At 68.6% G+C, this 21,426-nt stretch carries 27 protein-coding genes; 13 read left to right on the top strand and 14 right to left on the bottom strand.

From position 1 onward, the window contains the following. Positions 1-3: 3 nt before the first annotated feature. Both AC1ROY_RS15990 and AC1ROY_RS15985 read left to right on the top strand, forming a co-directional pair. Entirely contained in the window at positions 4-1,407 is a 1,404-nt protein-coding gene (locus AC1ROY_RS15990) for an NAD(P)(+) transhydrogenase (Re/Si-specific) subunit beta (protein WP_493149835.1), read from the top strand. 189 nt (positions 1,408-1,596) lie between these two features. Further along, a complete protein-coding gene (locus AC1ROY_RS15985) occupies positions 1,597-2,877 on the top strand; it encodes a flavin monoamine oxidase family protein (protein ID WP_493149834.1) in 1,281 nt (426 codons plus the stop codon). 131 nt (positions 2,878-3,008) lie between these two features. On the opposite strand, the gene rpsU is transcribed toward AC1ROY_RS15985, so the two are convergent. Then, positions 3,009-3,212 carry a 30S ribosomal protein S21 gene (rpsU, locus tag AC1ROY_RS15980; RefSeq protein ID WP_027286066.1) on the bottom strand — a complete coding sequence of 68 codons (204 nt, stop codon included), beginning with the start codon at positions 3,210-3,212 and terminating at the stop codon, positions 3,009-3,011. Between the two features lie 174 nt (positions 3,213-3,386). On the opposite strand from rpsU, the gene def reads away from it, so the two are divergent. The 3 genes from def (at position 3,387) to AC1ROY_RS15965 (ending at position 5,138) form a co-directional block, all read left to right on the top strand. Continuing rightward, positions 3,387-3,887, top strand: coding sequence for a peptide deformylase (def, locus tag AC1ROY_RS15975; protein ID WP_493149833.1), 501 nt, complete (start codon positions 3,387-3,389; stop codon positions 3,885-3,887). Continuing rightward, the gene (locus AC1ROY_RS15970) at positions 3,884-4,441 is read left to right on the top strand and encodes a COQ9 family protein (protein ID WP_493149832.1); all 558 of its coding nucleotides are present in this window, start codon (positions 3,884-3,886) and stop codon (positions 4,439-4,441) included. Before def ends, AC1ROY_RS15970 begins: the two co-directional genes overlap by 4 nt. Positions 4,442-4,565: 124 nt before the next feature. Then, entirely contained in the window at positions 4,566-5,138 is a 573-nt protein-coding gene (locus tag AC1ROY_RS15965; protein WP_493149831.1) for a hypothetical protein, read from the top strand. A gap of 126 nt (positions 5,139-5,264) precedes the next feature. Here the strand turns inward: AC1ROY_RS15965 and AC1ROY_RS15960 are convergent, their stop codons facing one another. The 5 genes from AC1ROY_RS15960 to AC1ROY_RS15940 all read right to left on the bottom strand — a co-directional run bounded on the left by AC1ROY_RS15960 (position 5,265) and on the right by AC1ROY_RS15940 (position 9,695). Continuing rightward, positions 5,265-6,362, bottom strand: a complete 1,098-nt coding sequence (locus AC1ROY_RS15960; protein WP_493149830.1) for an OmpA family protein — start codon at positions 6,360-6,362, stop codon at positions 5,265-5,267. A gap of 221 nt (positions 6,363-6,583) precedes the next feature. Then, entirely contained in the window at positions 6,584-7,681 is a 1,098-nt protein-coding gene (locus tag AC1ROY_RS15955; protein WP_493149829.1) for an OmpA family protein, read from the bottom strand. Positions 7,682-7,863: 182 nt separating this feature from the next. After that, positions 7,864-8,982, bottom strand: a complete 1,119-nt coding sequence (locus AC1ROY_RS15950) for a 5-(carboxyamino)imidazole ribonucleotide synthase (RefSeq protein WP_493149828.1) — start codon at positions 8,980-8,982, stop codon at positions 7,864-7,866. Continuing rightward, positions 8,969-9,478, bottom strand: a complete 510-nt coding sequence (gene purE, locus AC1ROY_RS15945; protein ID WP_493149827.1) for a 5-(carboxyamino)imidazole ribonucleotide mutase — start codon at positions 9,476-9,478, stop codon at positions 8,969-8,971. Before purE ends, AC1ROY_RS15950 begins: the two co-directional genes overlap by 14 nt. 16 nt (positions 9,479-9,494) lie before the next feature. Next, positions 9,495-9,695, bottom strand: coding sequence for a YdcH family protein (locus AC1ROY_RS15940; RefSeq protein WP_493149826.1), 201 nt, complete (start codon positions 9,693-9,695; stop codon positions 9,495-9,497). A 167-nt stretch (positions 9,696-9,862) separates the two neighbouring features. On the opposite strand from AC1ROY_RS15940, the gene AC1ROY_RS15935 reads away from it, so the two are divergent. Further along, complete coding sequence (locus AC1ROY_RS15935; protein WP_493149825.1) at positions 9,863-10,033, top strand: YdcH family protein; 171 nt, start codon at positions 9,863-9,865, stop codon at positions 10,031-10,033. A gap of 77 nt (positions 10,034-10,110) precedes the next feature. Here the strand turns inward: AC1ROY_RS15935 and AC1ROY_RS15930 are convergent, their stop codons facing one another. Then, positions 10,111-10,692, bottom strand: coding sequence for a DUF1013 domain-containing protein (locus AC1ROY_RS15930; protein ID WP_493149824.1), 582 nt, complete (start codon positions 10,690-10,692; stop codon positions 10,111-10,113). 128 nt (positions 10,693-10,820) lie between these two features. Between AC1ROY_RS15930 and AC1ROY_RS15925 the strand changes: the two genes are divergently transcribed. Further along, positions 10,821-11,012, top strand: a complete 192-nt coding sequence (locus AC1ROY_RS15925) for a DUF1192 family protein (RefSeq protein WP_493149823.1) — start codon at positions 10,821-10,823, stop codon at positions 11,010-11,012. An 81-nt stretch (positions 11,013-11,093) separates the two neighbouring features. Here AC1ROY_RS15925 and AC1ROY_RS15920 read toward each other — a convergent pair whose 3' ends face one another. Both AC1ROY_RS15920 and rpmE read right to left on the bottom strand, forming a co-directional pair. Beyond that, the gene (locus AC1ROY_RS15920) at positions 11,094-11,564 is read right to left on the bottom strand and encodes an Hsp20 family protein (protein WP_493149822.1); all 471 of its coding nucleotides are present in this window, start codon (positions 11,562-11,564) and stop codon (positions 11,094-11,096) included. Between the two features lie 222 nt (positions 11,565-11,786). Then, complete coding sequence (gene rpmE / locus AC1ROY_RS15915; RefSeq protein WP_493149821.1) at positions 11,787-12,014, bottom strand: 50S ribosomal protein L31; 228 nt, start codon at positions 12,012-12,014, stop codon at positions 11,787-11,789. Between the two features lie 158 nt (positions 12,015-12,172). Between rpmE and AC1ROY_RS15910 the strand changes: the two genes are divergently transcribed. From AC1ROY_RS15910 to AC1ROY_RS15895, 4 genes are all read left to right on the top strand, one after another. Continuing rightward, positions 12,173-12,733, top strand: coding sequence for a LemA family protein (locus AC1ROY_RS15910; RefSeq protein ID WP_493149820.1), 561 nt, complete (start codon positions 12,173-12,175; stop codon positions 12,731-12,733). 54 nt (positions 12,734-12,787) lie between these two features. Then, complete coding sequence (locus AC1ROY_RS15905) at positions 12,788-13,873, top strand: hypothetical protein (protein ID WP_493149819.1); 1,086 nt, start codon at positions 12,788-12,790, stop codon at positions 13,871-13,873. 58 nt (positions 13,874-13,931) lie between these two features. Next, positions 13,932-14,372: a nickel-responsive transcriptional regulator NikR gene (nikR, locus tag AC1ROY_RS15900; RefSeq protein WP_493149818.1), complete on the top strand. Its 441-nt coding sequence runs from the start codon at positions 13,932-13,934 to the stop codon at positions 14,370-14,372. A gap of 88 nt (positions 14,373-14,460) precedes the next feature. After that, entirely contained in the window at positions 14,461-16,527 is a 2,067-nt protein-coding gene (locus tag AC1ROY_RS15895; RefSeq protein WP_493149817.1) for a TonB-dependent receptor, read from the top strand. A 133-nt stretch (positions 16,528-16,660) separates the two neighbouring features. Here the strand turns inward: AC1ROY_RS15895 and AC1ROY_RS15890 are convergent, their stop codons facing one another. Then, a complete protein-coding gene (locus tag AC1ROY_RS15890) occupies positions 16,661-17,002 on the bottom strand; it encodes a hypothetical protein (protein WP_493149816.1) in 342 nt (113 codons plus the stop codon). A gap of 81 nt (positions 17,003-17,083) precedes the next feature. Then, a complete protein-coding gene (locus tag AC1ROY_RS15885; RefSeq protein WP_493149815.1) occupies positions 17,084-17,311 on the bottom strand; it encodes a hypothetical protein in 228 nt (75 codons plus the stop codon). A 75-nt stretch (positions 17,312-17,386) separates the two neighbouring features. Here AC1ROY_RS15885 and AC1ROY_RS15880 point away from each other — a divergent pair, with 75 nt between their 5' ends. Further along, positions 17,387-17,599 (top strand): hypothetical protein, encoded by a 213-nt coding sequence (locus AC1ROY_RS15880; protein ID WP_493149814.1) that lies wholly within the window; start codon positions 17,387-17,389, stop codon positions 17,597-17,599. A 228-nt stretch (positions 17,600-17,827) separates the two neighbouring features. Then, the gene (locus AC1ROY_RS15875) at positions 17,828-19,108 is read left to right on the top strand and encodes a tyrosine-type recombinase/integrase (protein ID WP_493149813.1); all 1,281 of its coding nucleotides are present in this window, start codon (positions 17,828-17,830) and stop codon (positions 19,106-19,108) included. Between the two features lie 126 nt (positions 19,109-19,234). On the opposite strand, the gene AC1ROY_RS15870 is transcribed toward AC1ROY_RS15875, so the two are convergent. The 3 genes from AC1ROY_RS15870 to AC1ROY_RS15860 all read right to left on the bottom strand — a co-directional run bounded on the left by AC1ROY_RS15870 (position 19,235) and on the right by AC1ROY_RS15860 (position 21,420). Further along, positions 19,235-19,516 carry a hypothetical protein gene (locus AC1ROY_RS15870; protein ID WP_493149812.1) on the bottom strand — a complete coding sequence of 94 codons (282 nt, stop codon included), beginning with the start codon at positions 19,514-19,516 and terminating at the stop codon, positions 19,235-19,237. Next, the gene (locus AC1ROY_RS15865) at positions 19,513-20,004 is read right to left on the bottom strand and encodes a YfbU family protein (protein WP_493149811.1); all 492 of its coding nucleotides are present in this window, start codon (positions 20,002-20,004) and stop codon (positions 19,513-19,515) included. The genes AC1ROY_RS15870 and AC1ROY_RS15865 overlap by 4 nt, the downstream gene beginning before the upstream one ends. Before the next feature lie 606 nt (positions 20,005-20,610). Then, positions 20,611-21,420 (bottom strand): DUF3800 domain-containing protein, encoded by an 810-nt coding sequence (locus AC1ROY_RS15860; protein WP_493149902.1) that lies wholly within the window; start codon positions 21,418-21,420, stop codon positions 20,611-20,613. Positions 21,421-21,426 lie beyond the last annotated feature (6 nt).

Genomic DNA, 21,426 nt, shown 5'->3' with positions numbered 1-21,426 from the left:
GCCATGGCGACGATCTCGAGCCTCGCCTACCTGGTCGCCTCGGTCCTCTTCATCCTGGCGCTGCGCGGCCTCTCGCACCCGACGACCTCCCGCCAGGGCAACATGTTCGGCATGATCGGCATGGGGATCGCGATCCTCGCGACCATGGCCAGCTCGCACATGGATGTCGGCGGCTTCGGGCTGATCATCGTGGGCCTCGCCATCGGCGGCTCGGTGGGCGCCTACCTGGCCAGCAAGATCCAGATGACCTCGTTGCCGCAGCTGGTGGCGGCCTTCCACAGCCTGGTCGGCATGGCGGCGGTCTTCGTGGCGGCCTCGGCCTTCTACAGCCCGGAGAGCTTCGGGATCGGCACGGCGGGGCATATCCACGCCCAGTCGCTGATCGAGATGTCGCTGGGCCTTGCCATCGGCGCCATCACCTTCTCGGGCTCGGTGATCGCCTTCGCCAAGCTGGACGGGCGGATGTCGGGCTCGCCGATCCTGTTCAAGGGCCAGCATCAGCTCAACGCCGCGCTGGGCGCGCTGCTGCTGATCCTGGTCATCGCCTTCGTTGCGACCGGCTCGGCCTTCCTCTTCTGGGCCATCGCGATCCTGGCCTTCGCGCTGGGCTTTCTGCTGATCATCCCGATCGGCGGCGCGGACATGCCGGTCGTCGTCTCCATGCTGAACAGCTATTCCGGCTGGGCGGCGGCGGGCATCGGCTTCACCATCGGCAACACGCTGCTGATCGTGACGGGCGCGCTGGTCGGCGCCTCGGGCGCCATCCTGAGCTACATCATGTGCAAGGGGATGAACCGCTCGATCATCAACGTGCTGCTCGGCGGCTTCGGCTCGGAGAGTGGCGCGGCGGCGGCGGGCGGTGCCGCGGCGGACCGCGCGCCGGTGAAAGCCGGTTCGCCCGAGGACGCCGCCTTCATCATGAAGAACGCCCAGAAGATCATCATCGTGCCCGGCTACGGCATGGCGGTGGCGCAGGCGCAGCAGGTGGTGCGCGAGATGGCGGACCTGCTGAAGAAGGAGGGCGCCGAGGTCTCCTACGCCATCCATCCGGTGGCGGGCCGCATGCCCGGCCACATGAACGTGCTGCTGGCCGAGGCGAACGTGCCCTACGAGGAGGTGCACGAGCTTGAGGAGATCAACCCGGAGTTCGCGGAAGCCGACGTGGCCTACGTGATCGGCGCGAACGACGTGACCAATCCCGCGGCCAAGACCGACAAGTCGAGCCCGATCTATGGCATGCCGATCCTGGACGTGGAGAAGGCGAAGACGGTGTTCTTCGTGAAGCGCGGCATGGCCAGCGGCTATGCGGGCGTGGACAACGAGCTCTTCTTCCGGCCGAACACGATGATGCTCTTCGGCGACGCGAAGAAGGTCACGCAGGAAATCGTGCAGGCCCTGCAGAAGTAATCGGGCCCATCCGGTCGAAATTTGTACTGGTTGCCGTCTGTCCTCGTCTAGGTTGCGCGCCTTCAGGGGGGGAGGCGCGCGGTGCGGCAGGAGCGGACCTGGTTGCGGCGGCGCGATCTCGGCCGCCTTCTCGCTGCCTCCCTGCCTCTTCTCGTGCCGCCGGCCCCTGCGAAGGCCAGCGGGCGCCGCTTGTCCGTCCTGGTCCTGGGCGCCGGCCTTGCCGGGCTGGGCGCCGCGCGGGCGCTGGCGGATGCCGGGCACCAGGTCACCGTGCTGGAGGCGCGGGACCGGCTGGGCGGCCGGCTGCACACGGTGCGCTTCGCCGGCGCGCCCCTCGACCTCGGCGGCGCCTGGATCCATGGGCCCGAGGGCAATCCCCTCACGCCGCTCGCGGATGCCGCCGGCATCCGGCGCATGGCCACCTACGATTCCCGCTCGATCCTCTTCGACGCCGACGGGCGGGTGCTGACCGAGGCGGAGCGCGCCGGGATCTTCGCCGAGGTGGAACGGCTCATCGCCCATGGCAGCCCGCTGGCGCCGCCGCCCGGCAGCCGTGACGTCAGCCTCGCCGAGGCGGTGCCGCAGCTCCTCGATCCCACCCGTGCCCGCTCCCCGCGCGAGCGCCGCGTCATCGCCTGGCTCTGCGCCTATGTCGCGGGCTATGCCGGCGCCGATGCGGCCGAGATCTCCGCGGCCGGCTGGTTCGGCGGCGACGGCGAGATTCCCGCCGAGAACCACCTGCTCTCCACCGGCTACATCGCCATCCTGAACCTGCTGGCGCGCGGGCTGGACATCCGCACGCGGCAGGTCGTGAGGAGCGTCCGCCTGAACGCCAACGGGGTCGCCCTGGCCACGGCGGACCGCATCTGGGAGGCCGATAGGGCCGTCATCACCCTGCCGCTCGGCGTGCTAAAGCGCGGCGACGTGACCTTCGATCCGCCCCTGCCGGCCGGCCACCAGGGCGCCATCGCCCGGATCGGGGTGGGGCTGCTGAACAAGATCGTGCTTGGCTTCCCCCGGCGCTTCTGGCCGGCCGACACGCATTACCTGCGCTTCCTGGCGGAGCAGGCGCCCAATGCCGCGCCCGAGATCGTGAGCATGGCGCCGCATCTCGATGCGCCGGTGCTGGTGGCGCTGATCGGCGGCGGCGCGGCGCACCAGCTCGAGCGCCTGCGCGATCCGGAGGTGGTGGAGGCCGCCCTGCGACCGCTGCGGGCCATGTACGGCCAGTCGGTCCCGGCGCCCACGGAAACGCGGATCACCCGCTGGTCGCGCGACATCTACGCGCGTGGGTCCTATTGCTACCTGCCGGTGGGCGCCGCCGCGGCGGACCACGCGGCGCTGTGCCGGCCGGTGGCCGGGCGGCTGTTCCTGGCCGGGGAGGCCGCGACCACGGAGTTTCCGTCCTATGCGCATGGCGCGCTGCTCGGGGGGCGGAGGGCCGCGGCGCAGGTTCTCGCGATGGCCTAGGCTGTTGTTGTGGTGCCATCGGTCATCGCTCTTCCGGCGGAATCAACGCCAAAAGCGCCGCTCCGGCCATGCCGAGCGGCGCTCAAAATCCCTGTCGTCCTGAAGAGGGCCGGCTGGGCCGGCCCCACGGCTCAGAAGCCTTCGCGCTCGATGCGCTTGCGCTCGACCTTGCGGGCGCGACGCACCGCCTCGGCCGCCTCGCGCGCACGGCGCTCGGAGGGCTTCTCATAGTGCCGGCGCAGCTTCATCTCGCGGAACACGCCTTCACGCTGCAGCTTCTTCTTGAGCGCCTTCAGCGCTTGATCGACATTGTTGTCCCGAACGACGACTTGCACGCGGGCGAATCTCCTGCTGGCCTCATCCGGCCCTGAAATGCGGAAGGACCCCGATGCGAAGTCGCGCCGGGGCCGAGGCAGCGACATAACACAACCACCGCGCGGGCGGGAAGCCCTCAAATGCGGGAAAGTGACGACCCAGATCACCAGCCAGGAAAGAGGAAATACCGCCGCATGGCCATCCTGAAGATCGCCCGCCTGGGTCACCCGGTTCTTCTCGGCCGGGCCGCCGAAATCGCCGATCCGACCGCGCCCGAGATGCGGCGCCTCGTCGCCGACATGGCCGAGACGCTGGCGGATGCGGGCGGCATCGGCCTCGCGGCGCCCCAGGTGCATGTGCCCCTGCGGTTGTTCCTCTGGCGCGACGGGCCGGCGCTGCGTGTGCTCCTCAACCCGGTCATCGCGCCGCTCGGCCCCGAGACCGAGGCCGCCTGGGAGGGCTGCCTCTCCATTCCCGGCCTGCGCGGCCGCGTGGACCGGCCCGCCCGCGTGTCCTGGAGCGGGCTCGACGAGAACGGCGAGCCGGTCTCCGGCGAATCGGAGGGCCTCTCGGCGCGCGTGCTGCAGCACGAGAATGACCATCTCGACGGCGTGCTGTATCTGTCGCGCATGAAGGACCTCACGCAGCTGGGCTTCACCGAGGAGCTCGCCCGCCTCGCGGAGAACCGCACATGAGCGAAGCCGACCTGCTGCGCGCGGTCGTCGCCCGCGCCGGGCGCGAGGGCTGGACGGAGGCCGCGCTGCGCCATGCGCTGGAGGATCGCGGCGACGCGCCCGAGCTGGTCTCCAGCCATTTTCCCCGCGGCGTGATCGGCGCCATCGATTCCTGGTTCGCCCTGGTGGATGCGGAGATGGAGGAAGCGGCCGCCGACGAGGATCTCGCGGCGCTGCGCACGCCCGCGCGAATCCGCCGGCTGATCGAGTTGCGGCTGCTCGCGCTAGAGCCGGACCGCGAGGCCTTTCGCGGCGCGGCCGCCCTGCTGGCGCTGCCCTGGAACCTGCCCCTCGGCCTGCGCTGCGCGGCGCGGAGCGCCTCCGCGATCTGGTACGCGGCGGGTGACGAATCGGCCGACTTCTCCTGGTACACGCGCCGGGCGACGCTGATGGGCGTCCTGGGCGCGGTCACAGCCTTCTGGCTGCGCCCGAACCCTCCCACGGTGGAGGAGACTTTGGCCTTTCTTGACAGGCGCTTGGCAGAATTACCTAAGACACATCCAAAAGCTGCATGATCGGGCTTCGCGGCTCGCGCCGATCCGTGTAAAGGGCAACGTTGATAGGCCGCTTCGCGCCGTTCGCCTGGATTCGCCAGGAAGCGGCAGGCCGAGGGCCAACGGGATTGGGAGTATGGGCGGGATGACGCCTTCACGTAAGCTCTTGGGCGGCCTGGCTGCCGTCATGCTGACGCCCAGCATTGCCTTTGCGCAGAGCGCCTGCCTGCAGCCGGTGGAGAAGACGGCGTTCGACATCCGGGCGCTGCAGAGCCAGCTCATGGTGGTGGCGCTCACCTGCGGCCAGCAGGACGACTACAACACCTTCGTGACGCGCCACCAGCGTGAGCTCGCGACCGCCTTCCGCAACGTCGCCGGCCATTTCCGGCGGACGGCGGGCGCCCAGCACCAGCGCATGCTGGACCAGTACATCACCAACCTCGCGAACGGCCAGTCGCAGGTCGGCATCTCCAGAGGGTCGTTCTTCTGCCGCGAGCAGGGCGGGCTTTTCCAGCAGGCCACCGCGGCGAGCTCGCCGGCAGAGCTGTCGCAGATCTCGGTGACCCGCGAGGTCCCGCAGGCCATCACGACGCCGCCCTGCCCGGAGCGCCCGGCTGCCACGACGCATGTGCGCAACCAGCGCCCGCAGCAGCCTGCCGCGGCCCAGCCGCGCCGCACGGCCTCCACGAGCACGCCGGCCGCTTCCACGACGCGCTGAGACCCCTCTCCGGAGGGAATGCATGAAGGGCGCCGAGAGGCGCCCTTTTTCGTGGCCGGTGCCCACGAACGAAAAAAGGGGCGCCTTTCGGCGCCCCTTTCCGATTCCTGCGAAGGAAGGTCCTGCTTAGCGCAGGACGATCTCGACGCGGCGGTTCTGCGGCTCGCGAACGCCGGCGGCGGTCGGGACGAGCGGACGGCTGAAGCCGAAGCCCTGGATGGTGATCTCGTTGCGGTTGATGCCGCGACGGACGAGCTCGGCCGCGACGTTCTCGGCGCGACGGACCGACAGGCGCTGGTTGTAGGCGGCGGTGCCGGTGTGGTCGGCGTGGCCGGAGACCTCGATGCGGGTCGCCGACACCGCGCGGGCGTTGGTGGCGGCCTCGGCGATGATCTGGCGGGCACGGTCGGTCAGGTCCGCGCGATCCCAGTCGAAGAAGACCAGGTAGGTGCGGGCCGGGGCCGGGGCGGCCGCGACGATCGGTGCCGGGGCGGGAGCCGGACGCGGTGCGTTGAAGGCATAGCGCAGGCCGGCCAGGACCGAATGGTTGAAGGAACTGGTCTTGACCGAGCCGGAGGCGAAGGTGGAGCCGTTCGAGGTCGCGAAGGCGCGCGAGTCAAAATACGCATCTTCGGTCCGGAGGTAGCGGTACTCCAGCGTGACCGCGAGGCCGGGAACGGTCGAGAGCGGGAAGGCGAGGCCGCCGATCGCCTGGTAGGCGAAGCCACCCTGCGTGTCGTTGGAGACCAGGCCCGCACCGCGGCCCCGGCTGACGGCAGCCACGGCATCGGCGTCGCGCCAGATGTAGCCCGCACCGACGCCGACATAAGGCGTCACCCAGGGCGCGAAGGGCAGGCTGATGTCATACAGGACGTTGCCCATGACGCCGTATTGCTGGCCGGCGCCGGATCCGTTGACCGATCCGCGCCCAGCCGCGTCGTTCCGGCGGTAGTTGCCCTCAAGCTCGACGCGGAGCCCCATGCCGAAGCCCCAGCCGACGGAGCCCACGACGGCGAGGCCGGTCTCGAAGCCGCCCCTGCCGGTCGTGGGGAAGCCGTTGGCGCGGGCGCCGGACGCCAGCGAACGGTTGGACAGGAAGGTGCTGTCCTCGACGAAGTTCAGGCCGGCGCCAGCGCCGACATAGAGGCCCGTGATGGGCTGGGCCTGGGCCATCGCCGGAAGCGCGATCACGCCCGTGGCGATGAAGAGCTTCGGGAAATTCATGCGGTCTCTCTCCTGCCCGGCATTGTCCGGGTTTGCTCGTTGCGCGCGATCAACGCCAACTTAGCCCTATCGTATGCATGGGTTTCATCGGATCGCAGCATAATTTCATACATTTTCCAGGAGCGTGCATATTTTGTCACACCTCCGTGGTCAACCTTAACCACAAAAGAAAGGGGCGCCTTTCGGCGCCCCTTTCCGATTCCTGCGAAGGAAGGTCCTGCTTAGCGCAGGACGATCTCGACGCGGCGGTTCTGCGGCTCGCGAACGCCGGCGGCGGTCGGGACGAGCGGACGGCTGAAGCCGAAGCCCTGGATGGTGATCTCGTTGCGGTTGATGCCGCGACGGACGAGCTCGGCCGCGACGTTCTCGGCGCGACGGACCGACAGGCGCTGGTTGTAGGCGGCGGTGCCGGTATGGTCGGCGTGGCCGGAGACCTCGATGCGGGTCGCCGACACCGCGCGGGCGTTGGTGGCGGCCTCGGCGATGATCTGGCGGGCACGGTCGGTCAGGTCCGCGCGATCCCAGTCGAAGAAGACCAGGTAGGTGCGGGCCGGAGCCGGAGCGGCGGCGACAGGCGCGGCCACCACGGGAGCCGGACGCGGCGCGTTGAAGGCATAGCGCAGGCCGACCAGGACCGAGTGGTTGTTGTTGGTCGGCTTGTAGGTGCCGGCCGCAACCGCAGCGCCGCCATTGTTGATCGCCGTCGTGCCGAGCTCGGGCTCGAGCGTGCCGAGGTAGCGGTACTCGGTGGTCAGCGCCAGGCCGGGCAGCATGGCGTCGAGGCCGAAGGACACGCCGACGATGCCCTGATAGGCGAACTGGCCGTCACGGTCATCCGTGAGGATGCGCGTCGTGGAGTTGATGCGGCCGCGCACGCTGCGCCAGTCGTTCCAGACGTAGCCGACACCGGCGCCGACATACGGAACGATGCCGATGCCGCCGACATTCAGGTTGAGGAAGTTGAAGTCGTACAGGGCGTTCGCCATCGCGCCGTACTGGTGGACGATGCCGCCGGTCGCCGAGGCGCCGGTGATCCGCTCCACGCTGTTGTTGCGGTAGTTGCCCTCGAGCTCGACGCGCAGGCCGTTGCCGAAGCCCCAGCCGATGCTGCCGACCGCGGCATAGCCCCAGTTGGTCTTGACGTCGTAGTTGCCGGTGATGGTCGTGGCGGGGCCGCGCAGGCGGACGCCATCGTCGCTCGGCGCGCGATAGTTCGCGCCAACGCCGCCGCCGATGTAGAGGCCGGTGATCGGCTGCGCCTGGGCGGCCACGGGCAGCGACAGAACGGTCGCGGCCAGAAGGGCCTTCTTGAGGCTCATCCTCGTTCTCCTTGAATACAAGTCGTTTGTTCGGTCGCTGCGCGTGCACCCGACGGGTACGATTCCGCGCTGCGTGACGGCAACCTAACAATAAGGCCGCGGGATTGCATCACCTTGTGGAGCAATTCCCGGAGGCTGTGGCCAAATCGCCACATGGGCCCTGGCCTTTTCGTCACAGGGGGTCAAAACGTCTCGGCGGCGTCGGCGGAGCTGAGGGCGTTCAGCGGCAGCAGGCGATTGGCATGGCCCAGTTTTCTGCCCGGCCGCGCCTCGGCCTTGCCATACCAATGCGCCACCACGTCGGCCCGCGCAACCAGTGCGGGCCAGGCGGCGAGGCCCTCGGGCCCCACGAGGTTGCGCATGACGGCGTCTGCGTGGCGCGCGGGGCTGCCCAGCGGCAGGCCGGCGACGGCGCGGACGTGTTGCTCGAACTGCCCGCACAGGCAGGCATCCATGGTCCAATGTCCGGAGTTGTGCGGGCGCGGAGCGATCTCGTTGCCGAGCAGGCTTCCGTCCGGCAGCAGGAACATCTCCAGCGCCACCACGCCCACCAGATCCAGCGCGGCTGCCACCTGTGCCACATGCGCCCGGGCCGCCTCCGCGGCCGCTGCCGGCAGGCGCGCGGGGGCGAAGGAGAGATCCAGGATATGGTGGCGATGCCGGTTCTCGATGGCATCGTAGGTCGCGACCACGCCGTCCATCCCACGCGCGGCGATCCCGGAGATCTCGGCCGCGAAGGGAACGAAGGCTTCCAGGATCAGCGGGCGGGGTGCGAGTCGCGCGAAGGCGGGCGCGGCGTCCTCCGGCCGGCGCAGCACCGCCTGGCCGCGCCCGTCATAGCCGAGGCGGGTGGTCTTCAGCACCGCCGGCAGGCCGATCTCCGCGATGGCGGCCTCCAGCTCCGATTCGCTCGTCACCTCGCGCCAGGGCGCGACGGGCACGCCGGCCCCGGCGAGGAAGCGCTTTTCCGCGACGCGGTCCTGACAGATGGAGAGCGCCCGGAGGCCGGGGCGGCAGGGCACCCGCCCTTCCAGGGCCTCCAGCGTCGCGACCGGGACGTTCTCGAACTCGAAGGTGACGACGTCGACGGCCTCCGCGAAGCGGTGCAGCGCGTCGAGGTCCTCATATTCCGCCAGCGTGTGCGCCGCCGCGACCTGCATGCCGGGCGAATCGGGCTCGGGCGCGAAGACGTGGCAGCGATAGCCCAGCCGCGCCGCCGCCATGGCGCTCATCCGGCCGAGCTGCCCGCCGCCCAGGATGCCGATGGTGGAGCCCGGGGGAAGGGGATCAGGCCGGGTCATGCGGAACGCCCTCGGTCTGCCGGGCGCGCCAGGCGTCGAGCCTCTCCGCCAGCGCGGGGTCGGAGAGCGCCAGGATGGCGGCGGCCAGCAGCGCCGCGTTGATGGCGCCCGCCTTGCCGATGGCCAGCGTTCCCACCGGCACGCCGCCCGGCATCTGCGCGATGGACAGCAGCGAATCCATGCCCTTGAGGGCGTGGCTCTCCACCGGCACGCCGAGCACCGGCAGCGGCGTCATGCTCGCCGCCATGCCGGGCAGGTGCGCGGCCCCGCCGGCGCCGGCGACGATCACCTTCAGCCCGCGGCCCCGCGCCTCGCGCGCGTAGTCGAAGAGCCTCTCCGGCGTGCGGTGCGCCGAGACGACGCGGCATTCGTGCGGGATGGCGAGGGCCGTCAGCACCTCGTCGGCATGGCGCATCGTCTCCCAGTCGGAGCGGCTGCCCATGATGACGCCGACCAATGGGTGCAGAGGGGGCGGCGATACGTCGGATGGAGTCATTATACTTGAGGCCCGCTCAGGCGATGATGTCGGGGACGAGCTGCCCCTCCAGCCAGGAAATCTCATCCTTCAGCTTCAGCTTGCGCTTCTTCAGCCGCTGCATCTGCAGCTGGTCGCCGAAGCCGCTCTCGAGGCGCGCGATGACGGTGTCGAGGTCGCGGTGTTCGCTGCGCAGTTCGTGCAGGCGGCGCAGCAGGGCCTCTCGGTCTTCCAACATCAGTTCCGCCGCATCCCTGGGGCAGATTCATTCGAGGGGAACGAATTCACTCGCCTGCCCGGCGCCAAGGGGGATAGCATGCCTGGATGCGGTCGCAACAGCCGCATGAACAGGCGACGCCCCTGGCGTTTCCGTCAGGGGCGATCCTAAGCAGAGGAAGCCGCTGCATGATGCATGCCCCGAGGGTGCGAGCCCTGGAATCCCGCCACGCAGAGCTGGAGACGCGCATTGCCACGGAAGGCGCCCGTCCGCGCCCCGACAACGATGCCATCACCCGCCTGAAACGCGAGAAGCTGCATCTCAAGGAAGAAATGGAGAAGCTCCGCCGCGCCCATTAGGGCGCGATCGGCCGAGGCGGCATCGCCGGGGGGCGCGAAACGCTCTTACCCTTGGTGGCAGCCGGTCCCTCCAGCCATCATTCGGTTTCGAAGGGCGTGGGAATGGGCGTCGGAATGGCGACGCCCTCGGCGCGGAGACGCTCCTGCGCGGTCGTCACGGCCGTGTTCAGGGCACCCTGGCTGCACAGGCCCAGGATCACGGGGTCGCGCGGCTTGATGTTCGCGCTGTTCCAGTGGGTACGGTCGCGCACCTTCTGGATGGTCTCCTTCGTGGTGCCGACCAGCTTGCCGATCTGCGCCTCGGTGAGCTCCGGATGGTTGCGCAGCAGCCAGGCGATGCCGTCCGGCCGGTCGTTGCGCTTGGCCACCGGCGTGTAGCGCCCGCCCTTGCCGCGCCCCTTGGCGGCGGGGATGGCGTTGGCCGCGAGCGTCAGCCGCGCGCTGGCGTCGGCCTCCGCGCGGGCGATGTCCTCGCGCGTCACCTGGCCGTTGGCGACCGGGTCGTAGCCGATGATGCCCTGCGCCACCTCGCCGTCGGCGATGGCCTGGACCTCGAGCGGGTGCATCTGGACGAAATCGGCGATCTGCTCGAAGGAGAGCGAGGTCTTCTCGATGAGCCAGACGGCGGTGGCCTTGGGCATCAGGGGCGGCTGGGCCATGACGGTGCTTCCATGGGTGAGGGGCTGCGCGACGGGCACGCGCCCAAACGGGGACAGCCCTTATGTCGCAAGCCCTATAGTGGCAGGGCCCGCCCGGGCCAAGCCCTGTGACGAATTGGAGGAATGCGATGTTCGACGAGGAGCCGCGGCCGAAGCTGGCCCAGCGCTTCACCCCCGCCGCCCTGCAGGATTGGGCCGAGACGGAGCTGCGCGCCTATATCGCGGACCTCCAGGCGGAGATCGCCCGGGCGGAGGCGGCGATCGCCGCGCGCTCGAACCAGCGGGCGGCGGCGGACGCCTTCTTCAAGCGGCCGGGTTGAGCCGGAAGGGCGATTCACGGCCTCCATAAGGAAAGGGCCGGCGGTCGCCCGCCGGCCCTCCCATTCAGACCTGCCGTCGAATTAGGCGGCCTGGGCGACCTGCTCGATCGCGGGCTGGCGCGGCGCCGGCGCCTGGATCTCGATCCTGCGGGGCTTCAGCGCCTCCGGCACCTCGCGCTTCAGCGCGACATGCAGCAGGCCGTTCTCCATCCGCGCGCCCTGGACCACGAGGTGGTCGGCGAGCACGAAGCGGCGCTCGAAGGCACGGCCGGCGATGCCGCGATGGACGTAGCGGCGCTCCTGGCCCTCGGGGGCCTGCGGGGCCTTGCCGCTGATCGAGAGCTGATCGTCGCGGACAACCATCTCGATGTCCTCGGGGCCGAAGCCCGCCACGGCCATGGTCAGCACGTAGCTGTCATCGCCGGTCGCCTCGATGTTGAAGGGCGGATAGGCCTGGGTCTCGGCCTGGTTGCGCACGCCGTCGAGCAGGCGGGCGACGCGGTCGAAACCGATGGCAGTGCGGAAAAGGGGAGAGAAATCAATGGCGTTCATACGCGAACCTCCTTCTGGAGCAAGGTCCTGTTGAAGCGTCCCGATCGGCTCCGTCCCCATGCGGGCGACAGGGCCTCGGATCCGCGCCGGAGCCCGCTGGGGCGCCCCGACGTCCGGGAGATGTGACGGCCGGCCGCGCCGTTCAAGAGGATTCGGGCAAAAACGAAAAAGCCGCCCAGGTCCTTGACCGGGCGGCTCTTTTCGGCGGCGAGGGGGCTTGAATCAGCCCTTGCGCATGCCGATGCCGGCGAACTTCTTGTTGAACTTCGCGACCTGGCCGCCCGTATCCATGATGCGCTGCACGCCCGTCCAGGCCGGATGGCTCTTCGGATCGATGTCGAGGCGCAGCGTCTCGCCCGGCTTGCCGCCCGCGGTGCGCGTCGTGAAGGTCGTGCCGTCCGTCATGATGACGGTCAGGTCGTGATAGGCGGGATGGGTGTCGGGCTTCATGGCGCGGGCTTTCGGGGAAGCGGCAGGCGCGATGGCTCCCGCCGTGGGTCGGCGGCGTTTAGGCCATCGGCCCCGCGCGTGCAAGCGCGGATCTCCACCGGTCCCATTCCAGCGCAGGTGCTGCCGCGCTAGTGTTGCGGCCGCAATGAGGTGCGGGAATGCCCATAGAGTGGATTGTGCCGGCGGTTGCGCTGCTTCTGCTGATCTGGGCGGTGATCGTCCATCGGCGGTTGGTCGCGATACGGGAGGCGGCGACGGAGGCCTGGTCGGAGATCGACGCCGAGTTCCGTGAGCGGCAGGATCTGGTCTCCCGCCTGCTCGAGAAGATCGAGGGGGCCCTCGGCCCCGAGAGCAAGACGGTCCGCCTGCTGGCCGACGCGCGCCGGGCGGCCGCGTCCGCGCGCTCGCCGGAAGCGATCGGAAAGGCCGAGGCGGCGCTGAGCGCCGCGATCGAGAGAGCCCTCACGAGGGGCGCCGGCCAGGCCGGGCTCCGGGACGATGCCACCTTCCGCCGGCTCCAATCCGAATTCCCGGAGATGGAGAAGAGGATCGACGCGTTGCGGCGCTTCTTCAACGAGAGCGTGGATGATTTCAACGCGGCGAGGGTGGGCTTCCCGGCCGCCTTCCTCACCTTCGTCATCAATCTTCCGGCGCTGGAGCCCCTGACTGTTCCCAAGGCTGCGAAGCCTGAGGCCGAGCGAACCGTTCAGCGCCTTTAAGTCGGCGTTCACCAAAGCCTCCCAGAATGGCGCCTCATCCCCACGGAGGGACGGGTGCAGGGCAGGCGGGCAGAGGACCGCGCCGCCGCGGAATTGCGGGAGCTGGTGGCGCAGCTGGAGCGGAGCGGGCTGGCGGAGCGGCGGGCGGATGTCCGGCGGCTGCTGGAGAGCTCGCGCTCGCTGCTGCACGCGTCGCAGCGGCCGGCCCTGGCGGCGGGGCCGCCGCCCCGCGCCGCGCCCTCGGCGCGCAAGCTGGCCGGCAAGCTCGGCGCGCTGCTGGGCTTCGTGCTCGACGCGCTGGTGCTGGCGGCCTTCCTCTGGGGATGCTGGTCGGCGCTGACGCATCATGGCCCGATATGGGAGGCCGTGCGGCGGCCGGAGGTGGCGCTGGCGCTCGCCGGGCCGGCCTGGATCCTGCTGCGCATGCCCGCCGCGCGGGAAGGGCTGCGCGAGGCCGGCTGCCGCGTCTTCTACCATCTGGCCTGGGGCTACGACTGGTTCGCCGAGGCCTTCAGCCGCCGGGCGATGCACCGGCTCTCGGCACGGCTGGCGGCGCGGGAGGTGATGTGGGCCTGGCGCCAGCACGCCCGCTCGCTGCTGCACCGGCCCGGCCCGAGCGACGTGGAAGCCTTCCTCGAGCTGGCCTATGGCGCGCGGGCGGCGGAGGCGTTCCGTCGCGCCGTCGAGCGCCTCGGCCGGGAGGATTGGAGCCTCCGTGGCGGGAAGGCCCGCAACCGGGCGGCGGAGCGGCTTGAGGCGCTGCGCTGGTCGGTGCTGATCCGGCTCTTCGAGGGGCTCGCGGCCTCCGGCGCGCTCTGGCCGGCGCCTGAGCCCGAGCCTCAGCCTGAGCGTGGGCCCGAGCCGGTCTCCCGGTCGATGCCGGAGCCTCCACCGCCGCCGGCCGAGGATCAGCTGCCGCCCCTGGCTGCGCCCGAGCCCGCCCCCGCCGAGCCGCCTGAGATCACCCAGCGTCGCGTGGATCTCCGTGACCTCATCCGCAAGAAGCGGCAGGACATCACCAATGCCTATGGCTGGAAGCTGAAGACCGAGGCCGAGATCGCCCAGCGCGACGGCTATCTCCGGCAGACGCGCAAGGAGATCGCGGAGCTGGAGCGGGAACTCGCCGCCCTCGGCGGGTGAGGCTTTCGACTCCAGGCGGTTTGGCGCGAAGATCGGGCCCCGACGACGGAGCCTGTTCATGCAGCGGATCACCATCAGCGTCGACGAGGAGCTGCTCGGCCTCGTCGACGGGCTCTGCGCGCGCCGCGGCTATGCCAGCCGGTCGGAGGCGATCCGCGACATCCTGCGCGAGACCCAGGCACGCGAGGCCGCGGCCGGCGACGGCGACGCGCCCTGCGTGGCCGCGCTCAGCTATGTCTACGAGCACGAGACGCGCGACCTCGCCCGGCGGCTGACCAGTGCCCAGCACCACCACCACGACCTCTCGGTCGCGACGATGCACGTGCATCTCGACGAGGAGGAGTGCCTGGAGGTGGCCGTGCTCAAGGGGACCGTGTCGGAGGTGCGCGCCTTCGGCGACAGCCTGGTGACCCAGCGCGGCGTGCGGCTGGGGCACCTGCATGTCGTGCCGGTCGCGGGGCGTCGCCCCCATGGCCACGACCCGAAGGCCGGGGGCTGACCCATTCCACGTCAGTAGGAATTTTCGATCTTTTCTTCCTACGATTCCCTGTCATGATTTGCCGGACATGTCTGGAGTCCGGTGGTTTGTGATTCACGAAAAGCTCTCGGGTTTCCGGCATACCCCGTCCCTGACCGCCCTTCTCCTCGCCGTCGCCGGTCCGGCGGCCGCCCAGGAGGCACCTTCCGCCATCCGCCTGCCGGACCTCAGCATCGTCGCGCCCGCGCTGCAGCCCGTCGCGGCGGCCAGCGAGCTGCGCGTCTCGGGCGAGGAATTGCTCTCCCGCCCCGTCACCCGGCCCGGCGAGATCCTGGAGGCAGCACCCGGCCTCGTCGTCACGCAGCACAGCGGCGAGGGCAAGGCGAACCAGTATTTTCTGCGCGGCTTCAACCTGGACCACGGCACCGATCTCGCCATCACGCTGGACGGCATGCCGCTCAACATGCGCACCCATGCCCATGGCCAGGGCTATGCCGACCTGAACTTCCTCATCCCCGAGCTGCTGGAGGGGATGCGCGTCCGCAAGGGCCCCTACTTCGCCGATCTCGGCGATTTCGCCAGCGCCGGCGCGCTCGACCTGACACTTCGCGACACGATCAGGCCTTTCGCACAGGTGACCGGTGGCAGCTTCGGCTATTGGCGCGGCCTCGCGGCCGGCAGCCACGCGCTGGGGCGGGGACAGCTCCTGCTGGCGGGCGAGGTGGCCGGCTATGACGGCCCCTGGCGGCGGCCCGACGAGCTGCGGCGCTTCAACGGCCTCGCGCGCTACAGCCAGGGCGGCCAGGCCGAGGGCTTCACCGTCACCGCCATGGCCTATTCCGGCCGCTGGAGCTCCACCGACCAGATCCCGGCCCGCGCCGTCTCCGAGGGGATCATCGGCCGATTCGGCACCATGGACCCGACCGACGGCGGCATCACCCAGCGCTACAGCCTTTCCGCCAACTGGCACCGGCAGACGGAGAGCGGGACGACGCGGATCAGCGGCTACCTCGTCCGCTCGACGCTCGATCTCTTCAACAACTTCACCTACTTCCTCGATGACCCCGTGAACGGCGACCAGTTCCGCCAGCAGGAGCGGCGCTGGCTCACGGGGATCGATGCGAGCCATACGATGCCGGGCCGCCTCTTCGGCCGGCCGCTCGAGACGCGCATCGGCTTCCAGACGCGCTACGACGACGTCTCCCTCGGCCTGACGCGCACACAGGCGCGGAACTACCTCTCCACCGTGCGGGACGACGCCGTGCGCCAGGGCAGCGCGGGAATCTGGGCCGATGCGACGCTGCGCGCAACGCAATGGCTGCGCGGCACGGTCGGGCTGCGGGTGGACGGGATGACCGGCCGCGTCCACAGCACGCTGCCTGAGAATTCCGGCACGGCCACCGAATTCATCGCGAGCCCCAAGCTCGGGCTGGCGCTGGGCCCCTGGCGTGGCACGGAGCTCTTCCTCAATGCCGGCACGGGATTCCACAGCAACGACCTGCGCGGCGCCACCATCGGCGTCGACCCGGTGGACCGGCTGACGCCGCTCTCGCGCGTGCCGCTGCTGGTGCGCAGCAAGGGCGCCGAGATCGGCATCCGCGCACGGTGGCTGGAGGGGCTGGAAAGCAGCCTGGCCGTCTTCGTGCTGACGCTGGGCTCGGAGATCGTCTTCGTCGGCGATGCCGGCACCACCGAGGCGAGCCGGCCCTCCCGGCGGATCGGGGTGGAATGGACCAACCGCTGGCGCGTGACGCCCTGGCTCGCGCTCGACGCCGACCTTGCGGCCACGCGCGCGCGCTTCACCGACAGCGATCCCGCCGGCAGCCACATCCCGGGCGCGCCGGATGTCGTGGCGTCGGCCGGCGTGACCTTCGGCGGCGAGGGGGCTGGCTGGTTCGGCTCGGCGCGGCTTCGCTATTTCGGCGCCCGGCCGCTGGTGGAGGACGACAGCGTCCGCTCGCGGCCCTCGACGCTGGTGAATGCCCGGCTGGGCTACCGCTTCGAGAACGGGATGCGGGCGCAGTTGGACGCGCTCAACCTCTTCGGCAGCCGTTCCAGCCAGATCGAGTATTTCTATGAGTCGCGTCTGCGTGGGGAGGCGGCTGGGGTCGCCGACCGGCATTTCCATCCGGTCGAACCGACGGCCCTGCGCGTCACGCTCACGATTCCCCTCTGAGAATCCCCCCTCTGAGAATCGATGAAGGCCGGCGAGGGGCGTCCTCGCCGGCCTTCACTGTTGGGTGGATTCGCTCCTCCCAACGGCCCGTCCTGCGACCCCCTGGAGGCGATCGCGGGGCTGGCCTTTCCGGTCAGTTCGTGTTCGAGCCCGGCGCCGAAGGCGCGCCCGGAGAAGGGACGCCCGGACGTGCCATGCGTGTCGCGGGATCGCTGACCCCCGGATGGGCCGGATTGGCCGCATTGCCCGAGGCGCTGGCGCCCGGCGTCGGCGTGCGGTCCAGCGGGCTGCCGGTCGGATTGCCCGTGCTGCCCGGCGGCGAGCTGGGCATGCCGGTCTGGCGGCTCACCGTGGCGCTGGGATCGGACCCCGGCGGACGCGGCGTGTCGGTGCTGCTGCCCTGGGCAAAGCCGGCGACCGGAGCAGCAAGCAGCGCGGCGGCCATGGCGAGGGCGGGCATGTGGCGTTTCATCATGTTAAGTTCTCCTTCATGCATTCGCATATGTTCTCAACGCGGCTGTGCGGAGCGGGTTGCCGCCGATTCCGGCCATGAGGCTCAGTCGTCCGTCGGATGGGCCGGCTGTTCCGTGGCTTCCGGCCCGCCGCGCACCTCGTCCTCGGGCCCGACCTCCTGTGGCGCGGAGGAGGCTTCGGGCCGGCTGGCCTCCCGCAGGACCAGGCGCTCGATCCACTCCTGCATGGATATTCCGGCGCGCTTCGCCGCGGCCTCGGCCGCGGCCAGGACGTCGAGGGAGAGCCGGAGCGGGGCATCGGGAAGGTGCATGTGCGGCGAACGCAGGGGCGCGCACCGCGTTGCCGGCGGCTATGCTGCCTGCCTCACCGAAGGACGAGGCACAGCATGGACCCCGAACTCCCAGCGACCGCGCAGCCCGCGGAGATCACCCATCCCGAGGAGATGAAGGCGAGCGTGACCTTGAAGTTCGGCCCGGCCAGCGTCACGGCGGCCGCGCGCACGACGCCCGCGGGGCTGGTGACGACCGCCATCCTGGTCTCCGCGATCCTGCTGTCGCTGGTGCCGCTCGTCCGGGCCGCGCGGGAAACGCAAAGGTAGGGGGGGATGGTGGGCGCGACAGGGATTGAACCTGTGACCCTGCCGTGTGAAGGCTTAGGTCGCGTGTTTTCGGAACACTCCAGGAATATTCTGGAGTACTCTATCCGACTGATAAGGCTGCGTTTCCGATGACTTCGAGCTTTCCTGCCAGCGCCAGCATATTCCCGAGTTTCCGATTTCGTGGTGAGTATTTGGTGAGTCGTTCTCCCAAGGCAGGGGTTTTCAGGCATGGCCAAGCTCACGAAATCGGTGCTCGAGGCGGCCCAGCCAAAGCCGAAGCAGTTCACCGTCTGGTGCAGCGAGCTGCCGGGCTTCGGGGTCGCCATCCAACCCACCGGGAACCGCACCTACATTGTGGACTACCGCAACGCCGACGGTGTCCGGCGCCGGATGACGATCGGCAGGCACGGCAGGATCACCACCGAGGAGGCGCGCAAGCTGGCCATGGCCACCCTTGGCAGCACGGTGCGCGGCGAAGATCCCGCTGAGGAGCGAACCACCCGCCGGAAGTCCCTGACCGTCGCCGAGCTGTGCGACAACTACCTCAAGGCCGCCGACAAGGGCCTGATCCTCGGCAAGGCCGGCCGTGCGAAGAAGGCCTCGACGCTGGACACCGACCGAGGCCGCGTCGAGCGACACATCAAGCCGCTGCTGGGCCGAAAGCTCGTGATCGATCTTCAACAGTCGGACATCTCCCGCTTCATCCGCGACGTGACGGCCGGCAAGACGGCCGCCGACGTGAAGACCGGGCAGCGCGGTCGGGCGATCGTGCAAGGCGGCGCCGGCACGGCGGCCCGTACGGCTGGCCTGCTCGGCGGGATCCTCTCCTATGCTGTCTCGGAAGGCGTGCTGCAGTTCAACCCGGCCCGCGGTGTAAAACGGCCTGCTGACAAGAAACGGCAGCGCAGGCTCAGTCCGGAGGAGTACCGGGCGCTGGGCAAAGCCATCACGGATGCCGAAGCCGAGGGCGTGTTGCCACAAGCCATCGCGGGCACCTGGCTCCTCGCCCTCACCGGCTGCCGCTACGGCGAGGTGCAGTCCTTGCGGTGGGGCGAGGTCGATGCCGAGGGCGGCGCCCTACGGCTCGGCGACACGAAGACCGGAGCGTCTGTCCGGCCGCTGGCGAGGCGCGCGATCGACGTGCTGAACGGGATGGAGCGAGCGGACGGTAACCCTCACGTGCTGACGGCCGCGCGGAAGGCCTCCGGCCACTATGGAGCCCTCAACGCGGCCGTGGAGCGGCTTGTGGCCAAGGCAGGCCTGGCAGGCGTCACGTCGCACACCCTGCGGCATTCTTTCGCCAGCGTCGGTGACGACCTCGGCTTCACCGCCAACACCATCGGCGCCGTGATCGGCCACGCCGGGCATTCCATCACCTCTCGCTATATCCATAAGCTCGACAGTGTCCTGATCGCCGCGGCGAACAAGATCGCCAATGAGATCCACCGGCAGATGACGGGCCTCGAGGCAGAGGTGGTGGCGCTGCCGATGCGGCGACGGAAGGCGTAATTCCTGCACGTCATCATTGTTTTGAGGTGGAACGCGGTGGAACAGGTGGAACAACATTGATTTCGCAGGAAAAAATCCTGTTCCACCACCTGTTGCGACAGGTGGAACACGGTGGAACAGGCGAGCTTAGCGCGTCCGGCGCGGGTATCGACCGCGGTCCTTCACCTTCCATCCCAGCTCGCTGAGGCGGTAGCCGACCTTCATGCCGATGGCGAAATACCTGCCGGAGGACGGTCCCTTCTCCGCCAAGCCGAGCGAGACCAGCCTGTCGGCGACGACCTCGCCAAGGCTCCCGCGCTTCGCGAGCGGTTCGAGGTCGCTCAGCGCATTCGCTAGTTGGCCGATGCCCCGCCATTCGTGAGCGTTGAGCATCGTGTTGGCGAGGAAGTATTCTTCGTCTTCCGTCATCGAGATTCCGCAATCTCTTCAATCTCAGTTTCGGTTAGCTGATAATTTTCACCGAGCCGCCGCCACATTCGCAGCATACGCCGATAGTGTCCAAGCGTAGAGCCACTGTGGGAGTTGTCGGGACGGTCGTTCAACTCATCCCATTTTCCGAGTGTACGGCGGATGAACTTGGCATATCCGTAGTGGCCGCCATCATCGTTGCCGTCGAAGCCATCAAACAACGCATAGTGACTCTTGGGCGTATAGTCGAGCTTGATGCAGGATAACTTAATCGCGCGAAAGACGTTCAGGATTTCTTCAACCTCGCGTGAGATTTCATGTTTTGTTGTCTCTTTATATATCGATGGATTTATCTCGGAATAACAGTGCTCGAAGCCATGCGAGAGGATTTCCTGATTGGTTTCATATTCCGGCGCATCTTCCGGATTGAGGCGCTTCAGAATTTCGTACTGATTCCAAAGCGTCAATCGCTCAGCCCAGGTCAGCATTTCGTTCCCCTTTCAAGCAGTGCATCCGGCTTATTGCCGCTCTCTGCCACGCTATCATGCTGTGAAAGCCAAAATCTCAGCTGATATGCGACTTTTTACATTCCGTCTGGACCGGCATGATACTGGCATGAAGGTATTCTCCAAAGACGACGCCGCCAAGATTATCGGCGACGGGATCGGGATGTGGCGCTCCGATAGAGCCGGCGAACCTTTCGTGTCAGATGACGGGGCCGCCTTCGGGCTGCCCCTTGTCGTTTGGGCCGGCAGGGCGGACCGAGTTTTGGAAGCCCGGCTCAGACGCCTAGCCGAACTCAGGCGCGGCAGGGACCGGTCCATCCCCAAGCGTCATTCGGGCGTAGGTACGGAAGCGAGGATATGGAGGCAAGACCGCCGCCCCGGCGTCCCATCGCTGGGTCGCGGGGTCCTGGATCGTAGGGGGAGCTCCGTTCGCACCGAGAGTTGATCGGAATGAGGGGATGATCGTCCGTAGGCGGGTGCTATCCTAAGGCGATGCCCAGCCCCTCAAATTTACGTTGAACCAAAGCTGCTCCCGTGCATTATACCTTCATGGGCTGAAGCCCCGGGGTTTGCGTTATGCAGGCCGCGTCAAAGGCTCGGAGCGATCCGGGCCTTTTTCGTATCAAAGCAGCTGTACTTTACACCGCGGCTCGGGATGTCCTCAGGCCGGAGAAAAGCATCAATAATGCGGCTGCGGGCGTGAAGCGCTTGAAATGGGGGATAACCCTCATGATAGCCGCCGCGCGCCATGGCGTAGAGCACTAGATCTGCGAGCTGGACCATTGGAACCTGTTTAGTGACGCGGTTTGGCTGACCGCGAATAAGCGTGCGGAAGTCCTCAGGCTGTAGGCTTTCGTACCCGGCGGCGGCGGAACCGCCGAAGGGCATGCCGTTTTGCTTCAGCGCCTTCATGTAGCCCAGAAGAGCCCGATCCTCTCTCTTTCCGGCCTCTTCAAAATAAACGACGAGCTGCCCGTCGCGTTCGCGAGCGAATTTGGCCGCGCGCTCAACCAGAATCGCAAACGCGGTCTGGCAGAGGAGCCACGGCTCCGGGTGCCTTTCGGAATAGCGCGCCACATAGCCTGCCCGATCAATTACACAGGAGACACTGATAATTGGGGCATCAAGGATGAATGCTTCCAGATCTGCCAGGAACGCGTCGGCCTGCGCGGCGTCTTTTGAGAGCCAGGAAAATGCGGCGCGGGCCCCTCGGATCTTCGTGGAATGGAGGGGGGCAGTAATTTCCCAGCGCTTCAACAGCGCTGCATGCGAGGCAAGCACAGTCCCGATGTCTTCTTCTGCGATCAAGACGCCGCCCAGCGCGAAATAGTCCATTCCATCTGCCCGCAGGGCCTGCGGCTTGTCAGAGTATCGCGACCCCGAATCGTCGACATACAAGTGGAA

The sequence above is a fragment of the Roseococcus sp. GW821-FHT12F05 genome, assembly GCF_058806835.1.
Note: the sequence above shows the minus strand (reverse complement) of the source record. Positions and strands in the feature narration are given on the sequence as shown.

Excerpts from the sequence above, each read along its gene's own strand:
- AC1ROY_RS15960 (WP_493149830.1), bottom strand. The coding sequence starts at position 6,362 with ATGAATTTCCCGAAGCTCTTCATCGCCACGGGCGTGATCGCGCTTCCG.
- AC1ROY_RS15920 (WP_493149822.1), bottom strand. The coding sequence starts at position 11,564 with ATGAACGCCATTGATTTCTCTCCCCTTTTCCGCACTGCCATCGGTTTC.
- AC1ROY_RS15925 (WP_493149823.1), top strand. The coding sequence starts at position 10,821 with ATGTTCGACGAGGAGCCGCGGCCGAAGCTGGCCCAGCGCTTCACCCCC.
- AC1ROY_RS15935 (WP_493149825.1), top strand. The coding sequence starts at position 9,863 with ATGATGCATGCCCCGAGGGTGCGAGCCCTGGAATCCCGCCACGCAGAG.
- AC1ROY_RS15970 (WP_493149832.1), top strand. The coding sequence starts at position 3,884 with ATGAGCGAAGCCGACCTGCTGCGCGCGGTCGTCGCCCGCGCCGGGCGC.
- AC1ROY_RS15940 (WP_493149826.1), bottom strand. The coding sequence starts at position 9,695 with ATGTTGGAAGACCGAGAGGCCCTGCTGCGCCGCCTGCACGAACTGCGC.
- AC1ROY_RS15950 (WP_493149828.1), bottom strand. The coding sequence starts at position 8,982 with ATGACCCGGCCTGATCCCCTTCCCCCGGGCTCCACCATCGGCATCCTG.
- AC1ROY_RS15885 (WP_493149815.1), bottom strand. The coding sequence starts at position 17,311 with ATGCACCTTCCCGATGCCCCGCTCCGGCTCTCCCTCGACGTCCTGGCC.
- AC1ROY_RS15910 (WP_493149820.1), top strand. The coding sequence starts at position 12,173 with ATGCCCATAGAGTGGATTGTGCCGGCGGTTGCGCTGCTTCTGCTGATC.
- AC1ROY_RS15890 (WP_493149816.1), bottom strand. The coding sequence starts at position 17,002 with ATGATGAAACGCCACATGCCCGCCCTCGCCATGGCCGCCGCGCTGCTT.
- AC1ROY_RS15965 (WP_493149831.1), top strand. The coding sequence starts at position 4,566 with ATGACGCCTTCACGTAAGCTCTTGGGCGGCCTGGCTGCCGTCATGCTG.
- def (WP_493149833.1), top strand. The coding sequence starts at position 3,387 with ATGGCCATCCTGAAGATCGCCCGCCTGGGTCACCCGGTTCTTCTCGGC.
- nikR (WP_493149818.1), top strand. The coding sequence starts at position 13,932 with ATGCAGCGGATCACCATCAGCGTCGACGAGGAGCTGCTCGGCCTCGTC.
- AC1ROY_RS15955 (WP_493149829.1), bottom strand. The coding sequence starts at position 7,681 with ATGAGCCTCAAGAAGGCCCTTCTGGCCGCGACCGTTCTGTCGCTGCCC.
- AC1ROY_RS15990 (WP_493149835.1), top strand. The coding sequence starts at position 4 with ATGGCGACGATCTCGAGCCTCGCCTACCTGGTCGCCTCGGTCCTCTTC.
- rpmE (WP_493149821.1), bottom strand. The coding sequence starts at position 12,014 with ATGAAGCCCGACACCCATCCCGCCTATCACGACCTGACCGTCATCATG.
- AC1ROY_RS15870 (WP_493149812.1), bottom strand. The coding sequence starts at position 19,516 with ATGACGGAAGACGAAGAATACTTCCTCGCCAACACGATGCTCAACGCT.
- AC1ROY_RS15930 (WP_493149824.1), bottom strand. The coding sequence starts at position 10,692 with ATGGCCCAGCCGCCCCTGATGCCCAAGGCCACCGCCGTCTGGCTCATC.
- AC1ROY_RS15875 (WP_493149813.1), top strand. The coding sequence starts at position 17,828 with ATGGCCAAGCTCACGAAATCGGTGCTCGAGGCGGCCCAGCCAAAGCCG.
- AC1ROY_RS15865 (WP_493149811.1), bottom strand. The coding sequence starts at position 20,004 with ATGCTGACCTGGGCTGAGCGATTGACGCTTTGGAATCAGTACGAAATT.
- purE (WP_493149827.1), bottom strand. The coding sequence starts at position 9,478 with ATGACTCCATCCGACGTATCGCCGCCCCCTCTGCACCCATTGGTCGGC.
- AC1ROY_RS15880 (WP_493149814.1), top strand. The coding sequence starts at position 17,387 with ATGGACCCCGAACTCCCAGCGACCGCGCAGCCCGCGGAGATCACCCAT.